The sequence below is a fragment of the Arthrobacter globiformis genome (genome assembly GCF_030815865.1).
Lineage (GTDB): Bacteria > Actinomycetota > Actinomycetes > Actinomycetales > Micrococcaceae > Arthrobacter > Arthrobacter globiformis_B.
Genome location: NZ_JAUSXI010000001.1, coordinates 306,792 through 327,626, shown reverse-complemented (window position 1 = coordinate 327,626; position 20,835 = coordinate 306,792). Strand labels below are relative to the sequence as shown.

Sequence of the window (20,835 nt, the reverse complement as noted above, 5' to 3'; positions counted from 1 at the left end):
GAGCAGGAGCATGATGGCCGAGGCAACAATTGACGCGGTGATGACCGAACTGGCCGCGCTCGACGATCCAAAAATGCGCGAGGCGAACCAGAGGCGCGGCGACGACCACGGTGTGAACCTGTCTGCGTTGCGCGCGGTCGCGAAGCGGCTGAAGACGCAGCACGAGCTGGCCCGTGACTTGTGGGCCACGGATGACACCGCCGCCCGGTTGCTGGCGCTGCTGATCTGCCGGCCTAAGGCCTTCGACCTTGAAGAACTGGACGCCATGCTGCGCCAGGCCCGCGCACCCAAGGTGCATGACTGGCTGGTGAACTACGTGGTGAAGAAAAGCCCGCATGCCGAAGATCTGCGCGTCGCCTGGACTGACGACCCGGACCAGGTGGTCGCGAGTGCTGGCTGGGCCCTGACCACGGAGCGGGTCGCGAAGAAGCCCGAGGGCCTGGACCTGCCAGGGCTGCTGGACACCATCGAGGCGGAAATGAAAGACGCCCCGGACCGGTTGCAGTGGGCCATGAACCACACCCTGGCGCAGATCGGCATCGAGCACGGACACCACCGGGCCCGGGCCATTGACATCGGTGAACGGCTGGAAGTCGTGAAGGATTACCCGACCCCGCCGAACTGCACCTCGCCTTTCGCGCCGATCTGGATCAATGAGATGGTGAGCCGGCGCGGCGAGGCCTAACGTGGCCCATGGCAGCCGGTTCACTCAGATCGTCGGCCCCGAGTACCCTGCCAAGACGGGTTATGGCCGGACCTCCCTCCACTTTTGGAATGGACGTAGCCTGACAGGATGGACAACCGAACCGAGGCACGCGAGTTCCTGGTCTCCCGCCGTTCCCGGATCACTCCGGAGCAGGCAGGACTGGAACCGATTGGCGGCCGACGGCGTGTTCCCGGCCTTCGCCGGGAAGAAGTGGCACGCCTCGCCGGCGTCAGCGTTGAGTACTACACCCGCCTCGAACGCGGAAATCTCAGCGGCGCCTCCGACAGCATCCTTGACGCGATATCGCAGGCCCTGCAGCTGGACCGGGCCGAGCACGACCACCTCTACGACCTCGCCCGCGCAGCGAACACCACATCCCGGAGCCGGACCAAGAGCACCCCCGCCACCGTGCAGCCAGCAATGCAGTACCTGCTCGATGCGATAACCGGAGCCCCGGCGTTCATCGCCAACAACCGGATGGACATCGTGGCCGCGAATGACCTTGGTTACGCCATGTACTCCGACATGTACCGCGGCACAGCGCGCCCCGCGAACCACTCGAGATTCATCTTCCTGGACCCGCTCTCCCACAATTTCTACCCCGACTGGGACCGGGCAGCGAACGTCAACGTCGCGATCCTCCGCCGCGAGGCCGGCCGCAACCCGCATGACAAGCGCATCGCCGAACTCGTGGGTGAACTCTCCATGCGCAGCAACGAATTCCGCACGCGCTGGGCAGCCCACAACGTCCGCCGCCACTACTCCGGAACCAAGACCTTCCGCCACCCCGTCGTCGGCCTCCTGGAACTGACGTACGCGGCCATGGAACTCGAAGACGACCCCGGCCACACGCTCACGGTCTACCCCGCAGTCCCCGGCAGCCCGTCCGACGAAGCACTCCGGCTGCTCGCGTCGTGGGCCGCGACCGAGCGAATCGCGGAAACGGCAAGGGCGGCCAGCCGGGCCTAATCCACCCACACCCCTTGACCGTGATTCCCGTCACTGCTTTACTAAATGAACTTCATTCATTTATATCCGGCACCACGGACCGGGATTGGGTAAGCCCCGACGTCCCGGGCGGGGGTGTGGCACTGACGGCGTTGCCACCGCTTCCCTGCACCTGTGGTGTCCATGAGCGGGCTTCTGCTTGTTCTCATGCCATTCCCGCCGCCGGTGCCGGCGGCCTCAACGCTTAGGAATCCCATGAGCTCAGCCTCTGACACGCAGACCCCCACCGACGGGAGCCGGCCGGCCAGCGAGACCGGAAGGACGGGCAACGGCTGACGCCGGGTGCTTGGCGTGCCCTCCCTGGTTCTACTGGGCCTGGTCTACATGGTGCCCCTCACCATATTCAGCACCTACGGCATCGTCGTCGAACTGACGGGCGGGCGCCTCTCCGCGGCCTACGCCGCCGCCCTGGTGGTCATGCTCTTCACCGCCCGGTCCTACGGCCGGATGGCCCAGGCCTTTCCGTTCGCAGGATCCGCCTACACCTACGCCACAAGGTCATTCGGCGCCGGTCTGGGCTTCATGTCCGGCTGGTCCCTGCTGCTGGACTATCTGCTCCTGCCGATGATCAACTACCTGCTCATCGGCATCTACCTCAATGCCGCCTTCCCGGCCGTCCCGGCATGGCTGTTCATGGTCATATCCATCGCAGCCGTGACCGCACTGAACATCCTCGGTATCACGGCGGTGGCCAGGGCAAACTTCGTGGTGGTGGGGCTCCAGGCTCTCTTCATTGTGCTGTTCGTCGGACTCGCCTGGGCCTCCGTCTCGGGAGCGGGAAAGCTGGACCTCCTTGCCCCCTTCGCCGGAGTCGACGGCGCCGAAGGCTTCTCACCGATCTTGGCGGGGTCCGCCGTCCTGTGCCTGTCCTACCTGGGATTTGATGCCGTCTCAACGTTTGCGGAGGAGGCAAAGAACCCGCGGCGGAGCATTCCGCGGGCCATCATGCTGACCACCGTCCTCGCGGGGCTCATCTTCCTGGGGCTGGCCTATATCAGTCACCACCTGCTTCCCGTCGGCACCTTTGCCAACACGGACGCCGCGGCTATCGAAGTGGTAGGCGCCGCCGGCGGTAACATCCTGGTCGCGTTTTTCACCGCCGCGTACATTGCCGGAAGCCTCGGGTCGGCGCTGACTTCGCAGGCCTCGGTTTCGCGAATCATCTACTCGATGGGCCGCGGCCGCGTACTGCCCGCGGTCTTCGGCCGCCTTCATCCGCGGTGGGGCACGCCTGTGGTTCCGATCATCGTCACGTCGGGAATATCGCTACTGGCGCCCTGATCCTCGACCTGACGACCGTGTCCTCGCTGATCAGTTTCGGGGCCCTCGTCGCCTTCTCGGTGGTCAACCTGTCCGTCATCAAGCACTACTTCATCGACCAGAAGAACCGCGGAGCCAAGGGCCTGCTGCACAACCTCCTGCTCCCGGGAGTCGGCTTCGTGCTGACACTGTGGCTCTGGACCAGCCTAAGCGGGCTCTCGTTCTCGCTTGGCCTCTCGTGGGCAGCACTGGGTCTCGTCTACCTGGCCTGCCTCACCCGCGGGTTCCGCCGCCCAACGCCACATCTGCAGCTCGAGGAGGCCTGACCGAGGGAACCTACTTCGCGTTGACGAAGCAGCCGAACTCCGCGGCATCGACATTGCAGCTCACTCCGAATCCGCCTACCTGATGGATGAGGAACCCGTGGAACTCGGCTCCCCGCAGCGGGTCTGAGAAGTACCGGGTCCAACGCCCACGCAGGGTCTGGCACGGACAGTGTCAGGCCCTCCGTGTGCGCCGGCTCCGTGCCGGGCTACCCCGCCTGCTCCGCGTACTCAGCAGCCTGCCCGCCCACTTGCCCCAGGTAGGCCTCGGACTGGTTGTAGGACCAGATGGCATCGGTCCAGCCCTGATCGGTGGTGAGGTCCCGGCCGCCGGCGCACAGGTAGCCCGCCGCACTCAGGGCGGCGTCGTCGATATTGTGCGGATCGGCCACCCCGTCGCCGTTGGCGTCCCGCCCCGCCAACTTCCACGTGGACGGAATGAACTGCATGGGTCCGACGGCGCGGTCCCAGCGGGTGTCGCCGTCGAGCGCGCCGGCGTCCGTGTCGGCAATGGCGGCGAAGCCGTCGCCGTTGAGGCCGGGGCCGACGATCGGACCGCTCACGTCTCCCGAAGCCGTGAGGCGGCCTCCGCCGAGGGCGCCGTGCGCGGATTCGACAAACCCGACGGCGGCTAGCGTGTTCCAGCCGATCCCGCACGCCGGCGCGTCGGCATTCGCCATGCCGGCCGCGGCAACGTACGCCCGAAGAGCCCGTGCAGGAATTCCAGTCTGCGCAGCGGTCCGGGCCAACCAGCCCGGCTCAACGGTCCTCGTGATGTTCACGGCATGCTTACTGCCACTTGCCAGCGGCACGAACTTCCCCGCCGCCTGCGGCGGAGCCGGTTGGGCCGCAGGCGTTCCGTTGCCCAGGAGCCAGAAGGCGCCCGCGGTGATGGCGCAGAACGCGAAAAGGCTGAGGACCGCGAGGCGTTTCAGACGAAGCACGGAACAGCCTAACCCGGCGGACGCCCGCGATTTGCCCACCCGGCACACAACGGCGTCACACGCCTGTTGCGCTGATACTGAGTGCAGGACTAATGACTCTCCTGGAAGACTCCAACAGCACGCTTGCGCTGCACAAATGTATTGACAAACTTTTGGCCTCGCGGTCTACTTTTACGCAGAGCACCGAACATGATGCACGCGACACCGTACGCGTGGACAGGCTTCCATCAGAGCCCGTGGGGGCGGTGCACCAGCGGCCTACAGGCCCGCATATATGGCATCCGGCAGGCACTGCGTGCGCAGAGATCCCGGAGCGCCCTGCCGCCTAGTGAGCGGTCCAAGAATCTGAACATCCCGGAACTTTGAACAGCCCAAAGGACGACTATGCCCAGCACCACCAAGACCATCGATATCCATGTAAATGACCGCCAGATCCTGGACGAGAGGCTCGATGCCGCCGTCAAGAACCTGCAGGAAGAGGCCATGCTCACCGGGACCCACGGCATCATCGTCACGCGCAACAGGCCCGGAAGCTACACCGCCACGCTTTCCGACCAGGTTCCGTTCGGCACGACCCGCGAAATCATCCTCTAAACTGTGGGGACCTTAACCGTCCCCGGTATCCGGGAATACCTGACGGCGCCCGCTCGTTGACCCCTGCGAATGTGCGCCGACCGGCGCTCAGCCGAAGGAGTAAAAACCATGGCAACTGACTACGACGCCCCTCGCGTGGCCCAAGAGGACCAGCCGGCCAACGAATCCCTGGAGGCCATCCAGTCCCGGCAGGGCGGATCCCAAACTGCCCTGCTTGATGTCGAAGAGGCCGACACCGCCGAAGGCATCGACCTTCCCGGTGCCGACCTGTCGCACGAAGAGCTGCTGATCCAGGTTGTTCCGGTGCAGGAGGACGAGTTCACCTGTATGTCCTGCTTCCTGGTCCACCACCGCAGCCAGCTCGCGCGGGAAAAGGACGGCAAGAAATACTGCTCGGAGTGTGAGGGCTAGTACTGGAGGGCTAGTCCTACAGGGCCAGCACTGAGAAGATATCGCTGTGCTGGCCCGGCTCCGATCGTCCTGGACCGCCGTTGTTCCCGTCGTCGGCCTGATCGTGCTGGCCGTGACGTGGGGAGTTTCTCCCGGGCCGGTGTTGGCTGGCGCCATCGCGGGGCGGTTCTAGTGGGAGCCGTCCTGGCGGCGGTGCATCACGCCGAAGTGGTGGCCGAGCGCATCGGCGAGCCCTTCGGTTCGCTCGTGCTTGCGGTTGCCGTTACCGTCATCGAGGTGGCCCTCATTGTCACCTTGATCGCATCCGGTGGCGAGGGGAGCCATTCGCTGGCGCGGGACACCGTCTTCGCCGCCGTCATGATCACGGCCAACGGCATCGTCGGGATTGCCCTGCTCGTGGGCGCCCGCAGGTATGGCATCCCACGGTTCAACCCGGAGGGAGCGGGTGCCGCCCTGGCCGTGGTCACCACGCTGGCTACCCTGACGCTGGTCCTGCCGACCTTCACGTCGTCGCGGCCCGGACCTGAGTTTTCTCCCCTTCAGCTGGGCTTCGCGGCCGTGGCTTCGTTGTCGCTTTACGGCGTGTTTGTGTTGACCCACTGTCCGCCACCGCCACTTTTTCCTTCCTGTCCTGTCGCCAAGGGACGGCGAGGACGACCTGCATGGCCCCACGCCCACCAAAAAGGCCACCTACACAGCATCGGCCTGACGAATCACCGTTGTGCAGGGCCGCGCCACCCGACTGCAGGGAGCCATCCACCTGGTCCTGTTCGCGGCGTTCCTCTTCCTCGCCAGTTCCCGTAGGCACTTCGATATCATGGCTTCATGACTTCCCCTTCAGGAAGCGACGAAGACCTCCTGCTCGAGCGGCAGCTCTGCTTCGCTCTGGCTGTCGCCTCGCGCACCGTCATCGGCGCCTACCGGCCCGTGCTGCAGGAGCTGAACCTGACCCACCCGCAGTACCTGGTGATGCTCGCACTGTGGGAGAAGAGTCCGCGTTCCGTCAAGGAAATCAGCGACGCACTCCTCCTGGTCCCGGCCACCCTGTCCCCCTTGCTCAAGCGGCTCGAAGCCTTGGGATATGTCACCCGCCGCCGCGTTCCCGGCGATGAACGTTCCCTTGCCGTCGGCCTGACCCCCGAAGGAGCCGCGCTCCGCGACAAAGCAATGGGCGTGCCCGGCACCATGCTCGCCAAACTAGGCCTCACCCGTGCCCAGGCGGAGGACATCCACGTTGCCATGACGCAGCTCATCGAATCCGCGCAGATCGATCACACGCTCCAGGCTGACCCCAACGTGGAAGACGAAGCAACGGCCTAGTTACCGCCGCCAAGCGCGAAACTGCCTCGGCGCGAACGGGCACTTGCGGCCCCGGACCATGGCCTCCTCAAAATGTCGCACCCTCCGCCTAGTCTGGGAGTGTCGGGTTAGGGGATGCCGGGCAAAGAGTTCAGAGGGCAAGGATTTCCGGAAGGAGGCGCGGCATGGAGGTCCAGGCGTTCGTCACCGATGACGAGACGTGGGTTCCAGCTGTCGCCTTCACGGACCTGGAGGATTCACTGCTAGCCGGCACCCTGAGCGTTCCGCTGCCGTCGTTCCTCACAGCCGACGAGGCCCTCGGTCTGGTGGGGTCGTCCGACCGGCTCATCGCGTGGGCAACAGCCATGAAATTGAGCGCCCTTGCACGGGTCGAAGAAGCGATCGGCGAAGAATCTCCCCGGCGCCAAGAAAACCAGCCGGTACGGTTCGGCGGGGAGGAAGCCCATGCGCTGGCCGTCAGTGAAGTGTCCACCGCCTCTGCCCTCTCGGAAAGCACCGCCGCACGCTGGCTGAACGATGCCGCGGACCTGACGGCGTCCCAATGGGAGGTCCTCGAGGCGGTCCAAGACGGGGAAATCTCCGAGGCGCACGCCCGGATCATCCTCGACCAGGCCCGATCCCTCCCCGCCGAACAGGCCGAAAAATTCTCGCGGCTTGCCCTGCGACGCACACGGACCCGGCAAGGCCGCCTCCGCACCCCAGCCGAATTGCGGACATGCCTGCGGCGGCTGCGCGAGCGCCTTCACCCCGAAAGCCTCGAGGCCCGCAGAGAGTCTGCCCAGCGTGAGCGCGGCGTCTGGTTCTCGGCCGAACCCGACGGCATGTGCACCCTCACCGCACGCCTGACAGCGGAAATCGGGCTGGCGCTTTTCAATGGGCTCGACCACGATGCACGGCAGGCCAGCACACGGGCTGCAGACCCCAGAGACGTTCCTGGGGCCGGCACTGCTCCCGACCACCACACGCTGTCCGAGTTGCGCGCTGATGCATTCACCTACCGTTTTCTGGGCGCATCTGATGAACCAGAGTCCGGGGCATTCCGTGCCGAGGTTGTGGTGACCATTCCCGTCGGACAGGTCCTCGGTGACGGCGTCCATTGGTCCGAGGCGCTCTCCACAGGTGAACTGGAAACGGCTGGGCTCCAAGCAGGGTCACTTGGAACAGCTGAGCTCGAACTGGCTGAGCTCCAGGGCTACGGCCCAATCGATGCTGCCACGGCCCGGCGCATGGCTGTCTTGGCGCCCACATGGCAGCGGCTCTTCACAGACTGCACCACCGGCCAGGCCCTGGGCGTGGGCCGCACGGCCTACCGTCCACCGCAGGCGCTTCGCCGGTACCTGAACTGCCGGGACGGGACCTGCCGCTTCCCGGGATGCACCCGCCGGGCCACCGCCTGCGAACCTGACCACACCATCGAATGGCAGGACGGTGGCACCACCGACGCCGGCAACCTGGCAATGCTCTGCCGAAGACACCATGCACTGAAGTCCATCGGCGCTTGGACCTACACGCACGCCGGCGCGGGCAACCTCAGCTGGCATTCACCGCTGGGACGGGCCTACGTTACCGAACCAGCACCTTTCGGCATGCGCGGCCACCCAGTCGAGCCACCGGAACCAACACTGAAACCACCGGATCACGCCACCGCACCAGAACCTCCGCCCTTTTAGGGGAATGGCGCCTGGTGCCGGATCGTTAGGACTGGGTCCACGGCCCAGCCCTGCCCTGTGGCAGCGCGACGTACCTGCTTCCCTGAGTCCATGATGGACAAGGAAGACAGCTCCGACTTGCCCCGCGATCCACACCTGAGGGAAGACGTAGTGCCCGGCGCTGACCAGCAGGCACAAGACGGCGAGGGGAAGAGGCTGCCTCCGGGCCAGACCAACGCGGACCAGCAAGTGGCCGGGCTCGCTGCTGCCACCCACTACGGGGAGGCCGAGGACCCGGAGGCGGAAAGCGACGTGAACAAGCCGTTGTGAATGACGGGGCAGATGGGTCACCCCACCTGCCCGGTCCCTTTTGACGACGCCGGTCGGACGCCGCCGTAAGGTGGCTCCGGCTAGTCGGCGTTGCTCAATAATCCACACTTAGCCGGCGTCGACGACGTCCAGCCGGCTCGCACCGTCGTCGTCCTTCGCCTGCACCGGCGGCGCGGTGCGCGCCAGGACCAGCTTCAACACCAGCGGCGTCGCGGTGGCCACCAGCGCGGCCACGGCAAAGATGCCGAAACCCCAACTCTGGTTGCCGGAGCAGCTGGCCGCCCATCCGCGGGCCGAAAACCGCGCCGAACCGGCCGATGCCCGTGGTCCGGCCGATAGCTGTGGCCCGGCTCGCCGTGGGATACACGTGGGCGACGGCGGCGTACACCATGGTCTGCGCGCTGACGAGGAACACACCGGCAGCGAAGACCAGAACGTACGTGGCGATCAGCGGCAGGTGTGCCCCAAAGGAGTAGACGGCGGCCGCGGTCAGAGCGGACCAGATGATCGCCACGCGCACGGGACCAAACCTGCGGTACCTGTATAAAAAATCTCTCAGTCAGAGTCCGACGGCGGTGCCCGGAAGAAAATTGCCTCCGAAAGGTAGAATTTGTTGGCATGAGGACAGTCGCAGATAACCTTGAAAATCCTGATGACGTCCGCACCCGTATTGTGGTCACCGCCTACAGACTGTTTGCCCACCGCGGGATCCGCGACGTCGGGGTCGACGAGCTGATCCGCGCCTCGGGCGTCGCCAAGGCGACGTTCTACCGGCATTTCCCGTCGAAGGACGATGTGGCGCTGGCCTTTCTGAAGCGCCGCGACGAGCTGTGGATGCTCGGATCGGTGGTACCGGAAGCCCGGAGCAGGGCCGATAACCCTGAGGACCAGTTGCTGGCCATCTTCGACGTTTACGACCAGTGGTTCCAGGACGATGACTTCGAAGCGTGTTCCTTCGTAAAAGTGCTGCTGGAGATGGGGCCCGAGCATCCCCTGGGGCAGGCGAGCATCGGGTACCTGGGCAGGATCCGCCAACAGGTGCGGCTCCTGGCCGAGGAAGCGGGCCTGGATGACTCCGAGGCATTCGCCCTCTCCTGGCACATCCTCATGAAGGGCTCGATCATTGCCGCCGCCGAAGGTGACAAGCTGTCCGCCCGCCGCGCCCGGCATATGGCCAGCGGACTAATTGCCGACCACCGGCCCAAACATTTGCCGGCATAGTTTTACCTCAGGATCAACAACCAGCGACGGCGGTTAGCGCCTGGTTGTAGATCTTCAGGGCCGGCCGCATCCGCGGCCGGCCCCGGATGACTGCGTCAGCGCAGGTCGAAGCGGTCGAGCTCCATGACCTTCACCCACGCCGCGACGAAGTCGTTGACGAACTTCTCCCTGGCGTCGTCGCTCGCGTAGACCTCGGCCACCGCCCGAAGCTGGGAGTTGGAGCCGAAGACCAGGTCGACCGGTGTAGCGGTCCACTTCAGCTCGCCCGTAGCCACATCGCTGATCTCGTAGACGTTCTCCTCCGCCTCCGAAGCCTTCCACCGGGTGCCCGGTGCGAGCAGGTTGACGAAGAAGTCGTTCGTCAGGACCTGGGGCCGGTCGGTAAGCACACCATGCGCGGAGCCGCCCACGTTGCCGCCGAGGGCACGCATGCCACCGATGAGCGCGGTCATCTCCGGTGCGGAGAGATCCAGCAGGTAAGCCTTATCGAGCAGGAGGGTTTCCGGGGGAAGCTTCTCACCGGGGCGCACGTAGTTGCGGAACCCGTCCGCCCGCGGCTGCAGGTACTGGAATGACTCGACGTCGGTCTGGTCCTGGGAGGCGTCCGTCCGGCCTGGCCGGAACGGCACAGTAATGTTGAAGCCCGCGTCGCTCGAGGCTTTCTCCACGGCCGCGCAGCCGCCGAGGACGATCAGGTCCGCCAGCGAGACCTTCCTGCCACCGCTCTGGCCGCTGTTGAACTGCTGCTGCACGGCCTCGATCGCCTGCAGCGCGGCCTCCAGCTGCCCGGGCTGGTTGACCTCCCAGCCGCGCTGGGGCTCCAGGCGGATGCGGGCGCCGTTGACGCCGCCGCGCTTGTCGGTCTTGCGGTAGGTGGACGCCGCGGCCCACGCCGTGGTGACGAGCTGGGAAACGGAGAGGCCCGAGTCCAAGAGCTGGGCCTTGAGGGACGCGATGTCCTGTTCGCTGATCAGCTCGTGGTCCGCCGCCGGGATCGGGTCCTGCCAGAGCTGCGGCTCCGGGACCCAGGGTCCGAGCAGGTGCGGGCCCACCGGACCCATGTCGCGGTGCAGCAGTTTGTACCAGGCCTTGGCGAACGCCAGCGCGAACTCGTCCGGGTTTCCCAGGAAGCGCCGCCCGATTTCCTCGTAGGCCGGGTCGAAGCGCAGTGACAGGTCCGTGGTCAGCATGGTCGGCCGGTGCTTCTTCTCGGGATTGTGCGCGTCCGGAATGATCTGCGGGGCATCTTTGGCAACCCACTGGTGGGCGCCGGCCGGGCTCTTGGTGAGTTCCCACTCGTATTCGAACAGGATCTCCAGGAAGCGGTTGCTCCACTCCGTCGGCCGGTCGGTCCAGGTGACCTCGAGCCCGGAGGTGATCGTGTCGCCTCCCCTGCCGCTGCCGTGCGTGCTGATCCAGCCCAGACCCTGTTCCTCCAGGTTCGCGGCCTCCGGCTCGGGGCCCACGTGCGCGTCGGCATCACCGGCGCCGTGGGTCTTGCCGAACGTGTGCCCGCCGGCGATCAGTGCGAAGGTCTCCTCGTCGTTCATCGCCATCCGTTTGAAGGTCTCGCGGATAAACGCCGCAGCGAGCTTGGGATCCGGGTTGCCCATCGGGCCCTCGGGGTTGACGTAGATCAGGCCCATCTCCGTGGAACCTACCTCCTCCGCCATGGCACCTTCGCCGATGTAGCGCTCGTCGCCCAGCCAGGCGTCCTCGGGTCCCCAGAAGATCTGCTCGGGTTCCCACACGTCCTCGCGGCCGAAGGCGAACCCGAAGGTCTTGAAGCCCATTGACTCCAAGGCGACGTTGCCCGCAAGGACCAGCAGGTCGGCCCATGAGATCTTCTGGCCATGCTTCTGCTTCACGGGCCACAGCAGCCGCCGGGCCTTGTCCAGGTTCGCGTTATCCGGCCAGCTGTTCAGCGGAGCGAAGCGCTGGCTGCCCTCACCCGCACCGCCGCGGCCATCGTGGACCCGGTAGGTGCCGGCAGCGTGCCAGCTCAGCCTGATCATCAGGCCGCCGTAGTGGCCGAAATCCGCCGGCCACCAGTCCTGCGAGGTGGTCAGGACCTGAATGATGTCCTGCTTCAGCGCCTCGACATCGAGTTTCTGGAACTCCTCCCGGTAACTGAAGCCGGGGGCGAGCGGGTTGCCTGCCGGGTGGTTCGCATGGAGCACCGAGAGATCAAGTTGGTTCGGCCACCAGTCCGCGTTCGTCCGGGGCCGGTGCGCCTTCGGCTGCGGCGAGTCGATCGCCGGGTTCTCGCTCTCGCTGCCGTGCGAGGTCGCGCTGTCATGGGCAACCGGGCAGCCGCCCTCAACCTTGCTGTCCAGACCCTGGGCACTTCCCGGCGTGGGAACCGGAGGATGGTCCTGGCGATCGGTCATGTGCTTCCTTCCATATGGCCGAGGCCGCGGTCGGACTCGGGCAGCCGGTCTAACCCTCCTATTTGACCATGATCGGGTGGCGCGGCCAGAGCCCTCTTCGCAATTCCCTACAGGTGCCGGGCCAGGTCATCGCCGAAGCGCTCCGCGCCGGCAACGCGTCGCCGGGAAGAAAGGTCCTGAGCCTCTCGGGCACAATGGAAGGCATGACCCTCACGACTTTCGCCCTCATCCGCCATGGCCAGACAGACTGGAATGCGCAGCGCCGGCTGCAGGGATCCAGCGATATTCCGCTGAACGACGTCGGCCGCGGCCAGGCGCGCGACGCCGTCGCCGTCTTGTCCGGGCAGGCGTGGGACACGGTCGTATCCTCGCCGCTGAGCCGTGCGGCGGAAACCGCAGACCTGATCGCCGCCGGCCTCGGACTCACAGTGGCCCGGCATGTGCCGGAGCTCACCGAGCGCAGTTTCGGGCCCGCGGAGGGCCTGCAGGCTGGCCCGGAACTGGAGGCACTGCGCATCCCCGGCGGCTTCCGCGGGGCGGAAAGCGACGACGAAGCGGGCTCCCGGGGCCTGGCCGCCCTGGAGGCGCTGGCCGAGGAGTTCCGCGGACGGCGCGTTTTGGTCGTCGCCCACGGCACGCTCCTCCGCCTGTCCCTGGGCCGTGCCATCGGCAGCACCCTCGCAAGCATCGACAACGCCGTGCTCAACCTTGCCCACCACCACGCCGTCGACGGCTGGGAGCTCGAATACTTCAACGGCGAACGGGTAGTGGAGGCCGCCCGCAGCTAGGAAAATTGCTGCTGTCTCTGTCCCCGGGGGCCCGACAGGACTACCTTTTTCCTATGGCCCGGGCAAGCACAGGCTCTCCGGACCGGCAAGGAGTTTCTACTCAACGAGGAGTGGGGCCGGATATGAAGCCACGAACCATAATTCTAGGGATCATCGTGCTGCTGCTGGTCGCTGGCGGGGCGGCATTTTTGTACTTCAATAATTTGAGAAGCAGGGCTGCCGACTACAATCCGCAGATCACGCCGGCGGATTTCACGACGAAAATAACCAATAAGTACTTCGCCCTTCCGGTCGGCAAGAAAATGACCTATGGGACCGGCGGCGACAGGATCGAAATTGAGATCGTGCCGGAGAAGCGGGTCATTGAGGGCGTCGAAACGATCATCTACCTGGACAGGGAATTCAAGAACGGGCAGCTCGTCGAGGAGACCAAGGACTACTTGGCACAGCACAAGAACGGCGATGTGTGGTATTTCGGCGAGGACGTTGATAACTACAAGGACGGCAAACTGCAGGATCATTCCGGCAGCTTTATCCACGGGCAGGATGGGGCAAAGGCCGGCATATGGATGAAGGCCGAACAGCGCGTGGGCGACACCTACCGGCAGGAGTACTACCTGGGGCATGCGGAAGATATGCGGGACACCATCGCCACAGGCCAGACCGTTACAACGAGCATGGGCACCTACACGGACTGTGTGAAGGTGGACGACTGGACGCCGCTGGAGTTCAACTCGCGGGAGCACAAGTACTACTGCCCCGAGGTGAGCTCGCTGGTCCTGGTCGAGGAACCAAGCGGCAAGCGGTCAGAACTCACGAATATCGACCTGCCGTAAGGAAGCAACGTTCTGTGATGGGCTCGCGAGCGGGACAAAGGATTCGGAGGTGCCGAACAGTCCGGTCTTGACCGTCACTCAGGTCGTGTGGCCATCGTCGTCGTCGGCGTAGACCTGGCCGACTGGCCCGATCTTGTCTCCGTCTTCAGAAAGACGTTTCCGTTGCGCTGCAGCAGGTCATCAATGTTTTCGGAGTGAGCATGGCGTCGTCTTCTTAGATCTCAGGTGCTTGAGGTTCGCAGCGCCTCCTGCAGGACGCTGCACACGAACACGATAAGCATGCTTAGCAACCTGTTGCCAAGCATGCTTACTAATTTTCTGCATTATGACTCCCGGCCCTTGCGGAAGAAATACCAAGTGTGCTTACTATTTCCGGGTAATCAGGATTGCTGCCGATCCAGCACCGCTGGTTCTTCATCCTCAAGGAAAGAGAGCAACGATGACCGAGAACGCAGACGGCACCGGCGTGCCCGCTCCCGGCCTGGGCACCACCGGCGCGGGCACCACCGACTACACAGGCGCCACCGGCTACCGGGGCGATGACACCTCGAAGAAGGACGTGGCCAAGGATGAGGCCGAGAATGTTGCGGGCCAGGCTGCCGGCGCTGCCCAGAACGTGGCGGGGACGGCCGCGTCCGAGGCGAAGAACGTCGCCTACGAGGCGAAGAACAGCGCCAAGGATCTGCTGCACCAGGCAAAATCGGATCTCACCAGCCAGGCCGGCACCCAGCAGACCAAGGCCGCCGAAGGCATCCGCACCATCTCCTCGCAGCTGCGCACCATGGCCGACGCGCCGGACCAGCAGGGTGTGGCCTCGGACCTGATCCGGCAGGCCGCCGACCGCTCCGAGTCGGTCGCCTCCTGGCTGGACAACCGGGACCCGGGCTCACTGCTGGGCGAAGTGAAGTCCTTTGCCCGCCAGCGCCCCGGCACCTTCCTGCTCTTCGCGGCCGGCGCGGGCCTCCTTGCCGGTCGCCTGGGCCGCAGCCTGCAGGCCGGCGCCCCGGACACCCCGACCGCAACCGGCACTGCTTCGCCACGACCGGCCCGGCTCGCCGCAACGGAGAACACCATCACGGCTGGCGTGGGCGAGCCCTTCTACGACCAGGCCAGCCTCGGCGAACCCGCCTTTGGCGAGCCGAGCATCTCGGGAACGGGACCCGCTTCCACGCAGTCGCTCCCCACTGGTTCCTCGGCAGGAGCGCTGCGGGACATTGACGATCCCTATGTTGAGGGTGGAGGTCGTCCCCTGTGAGCAGCCAGATACCCGATACAACTCCCACCCAAGCCCACGCCAAGGCCGACACCACCTCCCTCGGTGACCTCCTCGGTGAGGTCACCCGGGACCTGTCCACCCTTATCGGGCAGGAAATCGAACTCGCCAAAGCCGAACTCAAACAGTCCGGCACCCGCGCGGGCAAGGGCGGCGGCATGGTCGCCGGCGCCGGCGTCGCCGGGCACTTCGCGCTCCTGTTCCTCTCCATCGCCCTCTGGTACGCCCTCGGCGAGCTGATGGGCCTGGGCTGGTCCGCCGTCGTCGTCGCCGTCATCTGGGGCATCATCGCCGCGATCCTCGCCTCCATCGGACGCAAGGAACTCAAAGCCATCAAGGGCATGCCCCAGACCAGGGAGACAGCCAAGGAAATCCCGCCCACCCTCAAACCAAACGGAGACCACCGATGAGTGAGAACCCGGACGCCATCCGCGCCGACATCGAAGCAACCCGCACCCGCCTCGGCACCAACGTGGACGCCGTCGCCGACAAGGTCACCCCCTCCAACATCGTCCACCGCCAAACGGACAAGGTGAAGGACGCCGTCTTCGGAGTAAAGGAAAAAGTCATGGGCACCGCCGAACACGCCACCCACAGCACCTCCCGCAGCCTCCACCACGCCGCACACACGACCAGCGGCGGGGTCCACCAGGCCACCGACGCCGCCGGGAACGCCATCAGCACCGCCGGCGAAGCAATCGCCGACGCACCCCACCAGGTCGCCGCCAAAACCCAGGGCAACCCCCTCGCCGCCGGGCTGATCGCCTTCGGCGCCGGGCTGCTGGTCTCCTCGCTGATCCCGCCCAGCCAGAAGGAACGCGAAGCCGCCGACGCCCTCAAGACCGCGGCCGAACCGATGACCAGCCAGCTGACCGAAGCGGCCAAGGACATGGCCGAAGGCTGGAAGGAACCCGCCCAGGACGCCATGGAAAACGTCAAGGCCACCGCCACCGACGCTGCCCAGCATGTCAAGGAAGAAGGCCAAACCGGCGCCTCCGACGTCAAAGCAACCGCCACAGACGCCAGGGACCACGTCCAAAACACGTAACGGCGATAACGCTCTAAAGAGTCCAAGTACGACGACGGCCGGCCCGCTTTACGCGAGCCGGCCGTTCTTTTCGGCTCGGTCGTGCTCTGGATCGGCCGGCACCTGAAGCGTATTCTGGAGACACGCTTTTTTGGGGTGTGAACCGCAATGATGGTACGCAAAAGCCTGGTTTCGCGATCCCACACGGCCTTGGGAAGGTTGCTCGGGTTCGTGGTCCTCAGTTGCATCTGTGGCGCCCTTGTTGCCGCCTACTTCGTTCCCCAGATTGCTGCAGCCGGCGCGGCCGTTAGCAGCTCGATGAACTTCTACAACGGCCTCCCCTCCGAGCTTGCGGTGCTTCCGCCGGCGCAAACCACAAGAATCCTGACGTCGGACGGGAAACTGATTGCCTCGTTCTACGAGGAAAACCGGGTACGGGTTCCGCTGAAGCAGATGTCGCCGTACGTCAAGGACGCCGTGGTGGCGATCGAGGACAGCCGGTTCTATGAGCACAGCGGCGTCGACCCCGTGGGTGTCCTGCGGGCCCTGGTGAGCAACGTCTCCGGCGGGGACCGGCAGGGGGCATCCACCCTCACCCAGCAGTACGTCACCAACGTAGCCAATGAAGCAAAAATTACCTCCGGCCGTGAGGACGAGGTGGTCCTCAGCGGGGAGAAGACCGTTGGCGACAAGGTCCGGGAAATGAAGCTCGCCATCGAGCTGGAAAAGAGATTCACCAAGGACCAGATCCTCGAGGGCTACCTCAACATCGTGTTCTTCAACCGCAGCGCCTACGGCATCGAGGCGGCCGCGCAGCAATTTTACAGCGTTTCGGCCAGCAAGCTCAGCCTCGCCCAGGCTGCAATGCTGGCAGGGCTCGTCAACAGCCCCAGCCTCTACGACCCGGTCAGCAACCCGGAGAACTCGCTCAAGCGGCGCAACCTGGTCCTGGACGCCATGCTGGCGCAAGGCAAGATCAACAAGAAGCAGCATGACACCGCCGCGGCCACGGGCGTGGATTTGAAAATCCGTAGCTCGAAGCAAGGCTGCGCCGCAGCCGCCATTGCTCCCTATTTCTGCGACTATGTATCCCACCTGATCCTCAACAACCGGGCCTACGGGGCAGACACGGAAGCCCGGGAGCAGAAGCTGTTCAGGGGCGGGCTGACCATCACCACCACGCTGGACAGCCGGCTGCAGACGGCGGCGCAGTCACAGGTGAACTCCACCGCTGGAGCCAACCCGGGCAAGTGGGGAGCTTCCCTGCTGACGGTCCAGCCGGGCACCGGCAAAATCCTGGCGATGGCGCAGAACACGGAGTTCCTCCCGCAGCCCGGCAAGTTCGATACCCAGCTGAACTTCAACGTGGACGCCAAGGATGGCAACGGCAATGACCTTAACGGTGCGGGCGGGTTCCAGCCAGGATCCACCATGAAACCGTTCACGTTTGCCGAGTGGCTGCATCAGGGGCGAAAGATCACCGAGGAGGTGGACGCCACACGGCGGGAGTACCCACTGGGGTTCGGCTGGCGGGATTCGTGCGCCAAGGTGGTGGGCGGCTACAGCAGCAGGCAGCGTGCGGCAGGCCTTGAAACAGCCGACGATCTGCAGAACGCTTCAGCGGGCTACTACCGCAGAATGCCAGCGAACTACGGGCTGTACAACTCCATCAACACGGCCACGTTTGCCGAGGTGGCACAGCTGGACATCTGTGGCATCGATAAAATGGTTGCTGCTGTGGGCCTGCGAAGCGGGCTGGACGGCTCAGAGATTAACATGCATCAGCTGGGCAATATTCTCGGCGGCACTGCCGTGTCACCGCTCAGCATGGCCACCGCCTTCGCCACCTTCGCTGCCGACGGCCGCTACTGCGCGCCGATTGCCATCCAACGCGTCACCGACTTCACCGGTCGGGCGCTGGCCAGCCAGCAGCCGGCTTGCCGCGCCGCCGTCGAGCCGCAGATTGCCCGCGGCGTGAACTCGGTCCTGCAGGACGTGCTCAAGAAGGGTTCAGGCGTCTACATCAACCCGAAGGTCCAGAGCAAGGTCCCCGTGGCGGCCAAGACCGGCACCAACAACAGCAACGGTGCCACCTGGGTACTGGGCTACACCAGCGGCCTTACCACCGCATCCTTCTTCGGAGACGCCCTGAACGGCCAGAAACGGCCAGGCAGGAACATCACCATCAACGGCAAGCACTACGACCGGATTGACGGCTACATGATCGCGGGACCGCAGTGGGCCAACTATATGCTGAAGGTGGCCAAAATGTATCCGGCCAAACCGTTCCCCAAGCCCCCGGCGTCGATGATCGGCACAGGGGCCAAGTAGCGCCGCGATGCGCGCTGAAAAGTACCTACTCGAAGTGCGTCTCCACACCTGATCCCGAGAGCCTTCCCAGCAGTTCCGCGGCCACGTCGCGCAGCTTCTGGTTCCGGTTGCTGGAGACTTTGGCCAGGATGTCCATGGCTTCCTTCTGCGAGCACCTGTTCTGGGCCATGATTACTCCGCAGGCGACGTCGATCGCAGTCCGGCTCTGCATGGCAGCCTCAAGGTTCTGCGCCCGCGCCTGGGCGGCCCCGATCCTGACCGACAGATGGAGCGTGCGGCTGGCCATCTCACCGAACTCAACGGCCCTGCCGAAGAGCTCCGCCGTGAAAAGACCCGGCGCGGGGCCGAAGAAGTTCAGCGCCGCACTGGCACCCTCCCCGATGTCCAAGGGAACACCCACCGTGGAGTACACGCCGTTCTCTGCGAGCCGCTTCTGGTATTCAGGCCAGCGGTCATCCGCTTGGACATCATTAAGCAGTTCCGGGGCCATGGTTCGGAGCGCCCGGATGCAGGGCCCGTCACCGACGCGCTGCTCGATCTGGTCCAGCTCTATGGCTCGGGCACTGCTGCCGGCAACGGTGGAAGTGTGCCTGCGCCGCTTCAAGGTGATGGCACATTCAACGCCCGTTCCCGCCATCCCGCTGAGGGTGGATGCGGCGAAGCCAGCCAACCCGTCGAGGAAGCCGTCAACATTACCGGCCCCGATGAGGATGTCCTGCAGCTGAAGTACGGCTGTGTCTTCGTGCGCTTCCGTCATTCCACAATGCTAGACGCCAATCGGCCAATATGTACCCGTGATCTCAGGCTGCCTGTGGCGTTCCGAAGAGTTCTTCTGCTCGGCGGAGCAGGTGCTCCGGGATGTTGGTGTCTTTGCCTTTGGCGTCGCGGCCGAGGATGACTGCCGGACCGCGGGCAGCGCCTGCCAGGTCAAGGCCGCAATCATGCATCAGTTGCGCTGCGCGGAGATTGGCCGGCAGATCGCCCGTGGTGCCCTCGGCGTTGAGGTAAAGGTGCCAGTCGCCCCGCGCGACGGACTCGAAATCTCCCCCGAGCAGGTCCTTCAGGCTGTCCGGACCTTCCACGGGTACGACCCGGAGGGGTTCGCCCAGGCGGGGCGGGACTATCAAGGCGGTATGTGCAGTGCTCATTTTGGGTCACTGTTAATAACAAATTCCCGCACGCGGGTGTTCCCTTAAGCCGACGCCTGCTGGCTTGTCTGCACCAGCTGCACCTGCACGCCGGCCTCCCGGAACAGCTCCACCTGGCCCGGATCGGCGCCGGAGTCCGTCACCAGGGTCCACGGCAGGGCGAGCTTTGCCCAAGCGTGAAATGGGCGCTTCCCCAGCTTGCCGGAGTCGGCCAGGACATAAACCGCCTCGCCCCGCCGGGCCATGAGTTCCTTGAGCCTGGTCTGCGCATGGTCCGCCTCGCAGAGCCCGTCGTCGGCGGTGACAGCGTCCGCACCGAGGAACACCCGGTCAAAGCTCATGCGCTCCAAGGCAGCCTCGGCGAGGGGACCCACGAACGTCTGGCTCACGCCCCGCAACCGGCCGCCAAGGCAGTCCACCTGGATGCCCGGCGAGTCGGCAAGCTCCTGCAGCGTGTTGATGCCCGGCGTGGTGACGGACAGGTTCTCCCGGCCGCGCAGGGCGTGCGCCAGGGCACCGACAGTGGAGCCGCCGTCGAGTAGGACGCTCTCGCCGTCCTTCACCTCGGCGGCCGCCCAGGCCGCGATGGCGTGCTTCTGCTCGTACGCCTCGCCGGTCCGCTGCCGCAGGGACGGTTCGGGGTGTGCGCCCAGCGCCACCGCCCCGCCGTAGGTCCGGGCCAGCTTCCCCTGCTCGTTCAGGTGCGCCAGGTCCCGTCGGATGGTGGAGGCGGTAACCCGGAAATGCCGTGACAGTTCCTCCACAGACGCCAGCCCCGTGGTGACGGCAAGGTGGTAGATCTCTTCGCGCCTGGTTTTGGCGGTGGTCATCTGTCGCTCTCCTTTGCTGTCACCATCGTAGGGGTCCGGCGGCTGCGCGCCTCAAAACACGCGCCTCACAGCACACGCCTCACAGCGAGGCGCCACCGCAGATCACGTAGTTCTGTTCGGTGATGGACTTTCCGTGCGGCCCGAGCAGGAAGCCGGCGAGCGCCGCAACGTCCTCGGGATCCACCAGCTGGCCGAGTGCCGGCAGCTTCGGCGGGGTGGCCGCCCGGCCGGGGTCGGCCAGCATGGGCGTGTCCGTGGGCCCCGGCGAGAGCACATTCACCGTGATGCCGCGCGGGGCAAGCTCCTGGGCCCACGTCCGGCCCATGCCCATCAGTGCCGCCTTGGTGGCCGCGTACTGGCTCTTGCCCGCCGCGCCCGTGGAGGTCCGGCTCCCGATCAGCAGCACCCGGCCGCCGTCGGGCATCCGCGGGACCAGGCGTCAACAT

At 65.4% G+C, this 20,835-nt stretch carries 21 protein-coding genes and 2 pseudogenes; 16 read left to right on the top strand and 7 right to left on the bottom strand.

The window, feature by feature from the left end; genetic code table 11:
- Positions 1-13 precede the first annotated feature (13 nt).
- From QFZ33_RS01560 to QFZ33_RS01550, 3 genes and pseudogenes are all read left to right on the top strand, one after another.
- Entirely contained in the window at positions 14-685 is a 672-nt protein-coding gene (locus QFZ33_RS01560; RefSeq protein ID WP_307024224.1) for a DNA alkylation repair protein, read from the top strand.
- Positions 686-793: 108 nt separating this feature from the next.
- Complete coding sequence (locus QFZ33_RS01555) at positions 794-1,675, top strand: helix-turn-helix transcriptional regulator (protein WP_307024222.1); 882 nt, start codon at positions 794-796, stop codon at positions 1,673-1,675.
- A gap of 321 nt (positions 1,676-1,996) precedes the next feature.
- Positions 1,997-3,300: pseudogene (locus QFZ33_RS01550) on the top strand (APC family permease).
- A gap of 206 nt (positions 3,301-3,506) precedes the next feature.
- Here QFZ33_RS01550 and QFZ33_RS01540 read toward each other — a convergent pair.
- The gene (locus tag QFZ33_RS01540) at positions 3,507-4,241 is read right to left on the bottom strand and encodes a lytic transglycosylase domain-containing protein (RefSeq protein ID WP_307024214.1); all 735 of its coding nucleotides are present in this window, start codon (positions 4,239-4,241) and stop codon (positions 3,507-3,509) included.
- Positions 4,242-4,625: 384 nt separating this feature from the next.
- Between QFZ33_RS01540 and QFZ33_RS01535 the strand changes: the two genes are divergently transcribed.
- From QFZ33_RS01535 to QFZ33_RS01510, 6 genes are all read left to right on the top strand, one after another.
- Positions 4,626-4,835 (top strand): hypothetical protein, encoded by a 210-nt coding sequence (locus QFZ33_RS01535; RefSeq protein WP_214847561.1) that lies wholly within the window; start codon positions 4,626-4,628, stop codon positions 4,833-4,835.
- Positions 4,836-4,943: 108 nt separating this feature from the next.
- Positions 4,944-5,246, top strand: coding sequence for a DUF4193 domain-containing protein (locus QFZ33_RS01530; protein ID WP_003802821.1), 303 nt, complete (start codon positions 4,944-4,946; stop codon positions 5,244-5,246).
- A gap of 171 nt (positions 5,247-5,417) precedes the next feature.
- Positions 5,418-6,050: a hypothetical protein gene (locus tag QFZ33_RS01525; RefSeq protein WP_307024211.1), complete on the top strand. Its 633-nt coding sequence runs from the start codon at positions 5,418-5,420 to the stop codon at positions 6,048-6,050.
- Positions 6,051-6,071: 21 nt separating this feature from the next.
- Positions 6,072-6,566, top strand: coding sequence for a MarR family winged helix-turn-helix transcriptional regulator (locus QFZ33_RS01520; protein WP_307024209.1), 495 nt, complete (start codon positions 6,072-6,074; stop codon positions 6,564-6,566).
- 164 nt (positions 6,567-6,730) lie between these two features.
- The gene (locus QFZ33_RS01515) at positions 6,731-8,236 is read left to right on the top strand and encodes an HNH endonuclease (protein ID WP_307024206.1); all 1,506 of its coding nucleotides are present in this window, start codon (positions 6,731-6,733) and stop codon (positions 8,234-8,236) included.
- Between the two features lie 90 nt (positions 8,237-8,326).
- Positions 8,327-8,545, top strand: coding sequence for a hypothetical protein (locus tag QFZ33_RS01510; protein ID WP_307024203.1), 219 nt, complete (start codon positions 8,327-8,329; stop codon positions 8,543-8,545).
- Positions 8,546-8,639: 94 nt separating this feature from the next.
- Here QFZ33_RS01510 and QFZ33_RS01505 read toward each other — a convergent pair whose 3' ends face one another.
- Complete coding sequence (locus QFZ33_RS01505; protein ID WP_307024201.1) at positions 8,640-9,065, bottom strand: hypothetical protein; 426 nt, start codon at positions 9,063-9,065, stop codon at positions 8,640-8,642.
- Positions 9,066-9,163: 98 nt separating this feature from the next.
- Between QFZ33_RS01505 and QFZ33_RS01500 the strand changes: the two genes are divergently transcribed.
- Positions 9,164-9,766, top strand: coding sequence for a TetR/AcrR family transcriptional regulator (locus tag QFZ33_RS01500; protein WP_307024199.1), 603 nt, complete (start codon positions 9,164-9,166; stop codon positions 9,764-9,766).
- Positions 9,767-9,861: 95 nt separating this feature from the next.
- Here the strand turns inward: QFZ33_RS01500 and katG are convergent, their stop codons facing one another.
- The gene (gene katG / locus QFZ33_RS01495; protein ID WP_307024197.1) at positions 9,862-12,156 is read right to left on the bottom strand and encodes a catalase/peroxidase HPI; all 2,295 of its coding nucleotides are present in this window, start codon (positions 12,154-12,156) and stop codon (positions 9,862-9,864) included.
- Between the two features lie 194 nt (positions 12,157-12,350).
- Here katG and QFZ33_RS01490 point away from each other — a divergent pair, with 194 nt between their 5' ends.
- From QFZ33_RS01490 to QFZ33_RS01465, 6 genes are all read left to right on the top strand, one after another.
- On the top strand, positions 12,351-12,944 hold the full coding sequence (locus QFZ33_RS01490; RefSeq protein WP_307031605.1) for a histidine phosphatase family protein: 594 nt from the start codon (positions 12,351-12,353) through the stop codon (positions 12,942-12,944).
- Positions 12,945-13,066: 122 nt separating this feature from the next.
- A complete protein-coding gene (locus tag QFZ33_RS01485) occupies positions 13,067-13,780 on the top strand; it encodes a hypothetical protein (RefSeq protein ID WP_307024195.1) in 714 nt (237 codons plus the stop codon).
- A gap of 439 nt (positions 13,781-14,219) precedes the next feature.
- Complete coding sequence (locus QFZ33_RS01480) at positions 14,220-15,035, top strand: hypothetical protein (protein WP_307024192.1); 816 nt, start codon at positions 14,220-14,222, stop codon at positions 15,033-15,035.
- Positions 15,032-15,463: a phage holin family protein gene (locus tag QFZ33_RS01475; protein ID WP_307024190.1), complete on the top strand. Its 432-nt coding sequence runs from the start codon at positions 15,032-15,034 to the stop codon at positions 15,461-15,463. Before QFZ33_RS01480 ends, QFZ33_RS01475 begins: the two co-directional genes overlap by 4 nt.
- A complete protein-coding gene (locus tag QFZ33_RS01470) occupies positions 15,460-16,101 on the top strand; it encodes a DUF3618 domain-containing protein (protein ID WP_307024189.1) in 642 nt (213 codons plus the stop codon). Before QFZ33_RS01475 ends, QFZ33_RS01470 begins: the two co-directional genes overlap by 4 nt.
- A gap of 150 nt (positions 16,102-16,251) precedes the next feature.
- Positions 16,252-18,411: a transglycosylase domain-containing protein gene (locus tag QFZ33_RS01465; RefSeq protein WP_307031603.1), complete on the top strand. Its 2,160-nt coding sequence runs from the start codon at positions 16,252-16,254 to the stop codon at positions 18,409-18,411.
- A gap of 25 nt (positions 18,412-18,436) precedes the next feature.
- Here QFZ33_RS01465 and QFZ33_RS01460 read toward each other — a convergent pair whose 3' ends face one another.
- The 4 genes and pseudogenes from QFZ33_RS01460 to QFZ33_RS01445 all read right to left on the bottom strand — a co-directional run.
- Positions 18,437-19,168 carry a GAF and ANTAR domain-containing protein gene (locus QFZ33_RS01460; protein ID WP_307024185.1) on the bottom strand — a complete coding sequence of 244 codons (732 nt, stop codon included), beginning with the start codon at positions 19,166-19,168 and terminating at the stop codon, positions 18,437-18,439.
- 43 nt (positions 19,169-19,211) lie between these two features.
- On the bottom strand, positions 19,212-19,559 hold the full coding sequence (locus QFZ33_RS01455; RefSeq protein ID WP_307024183.1) for a DUF3846 domain-containing protein: 348 nt from the start codon (positions 19,557-19,559) through the stop codon (positions 19,212-19,214).
- A gap of 44 nt (positions 19,560-19,603) precedes the next feature.
- The gene (locus tag QFZ33_RS01450) at positions 19,604-20,389 is read right to left on the bottom strand and encodes a DeoR/GlpR family DNA-binding transcription regulator (RefSeq protein WP_307024181.1); all 786 of its coding nucleotides are present in this window, start codon (positions 20,387-20,389) and stop codon (positions 19,604-19,606) included.
- 79 nt (positions 20,390-20,468) lie between these two features.
- Positions 20,469-20,825 (bottom strand): annotated as a pseudogene (locus QFZ33_RS01445) (SDR family NAD(P)-dependent oxidoreductase); the annotation flags it as partial.
- Positions 20,826-20,835 lie beyond the last annotated feature (10 nt).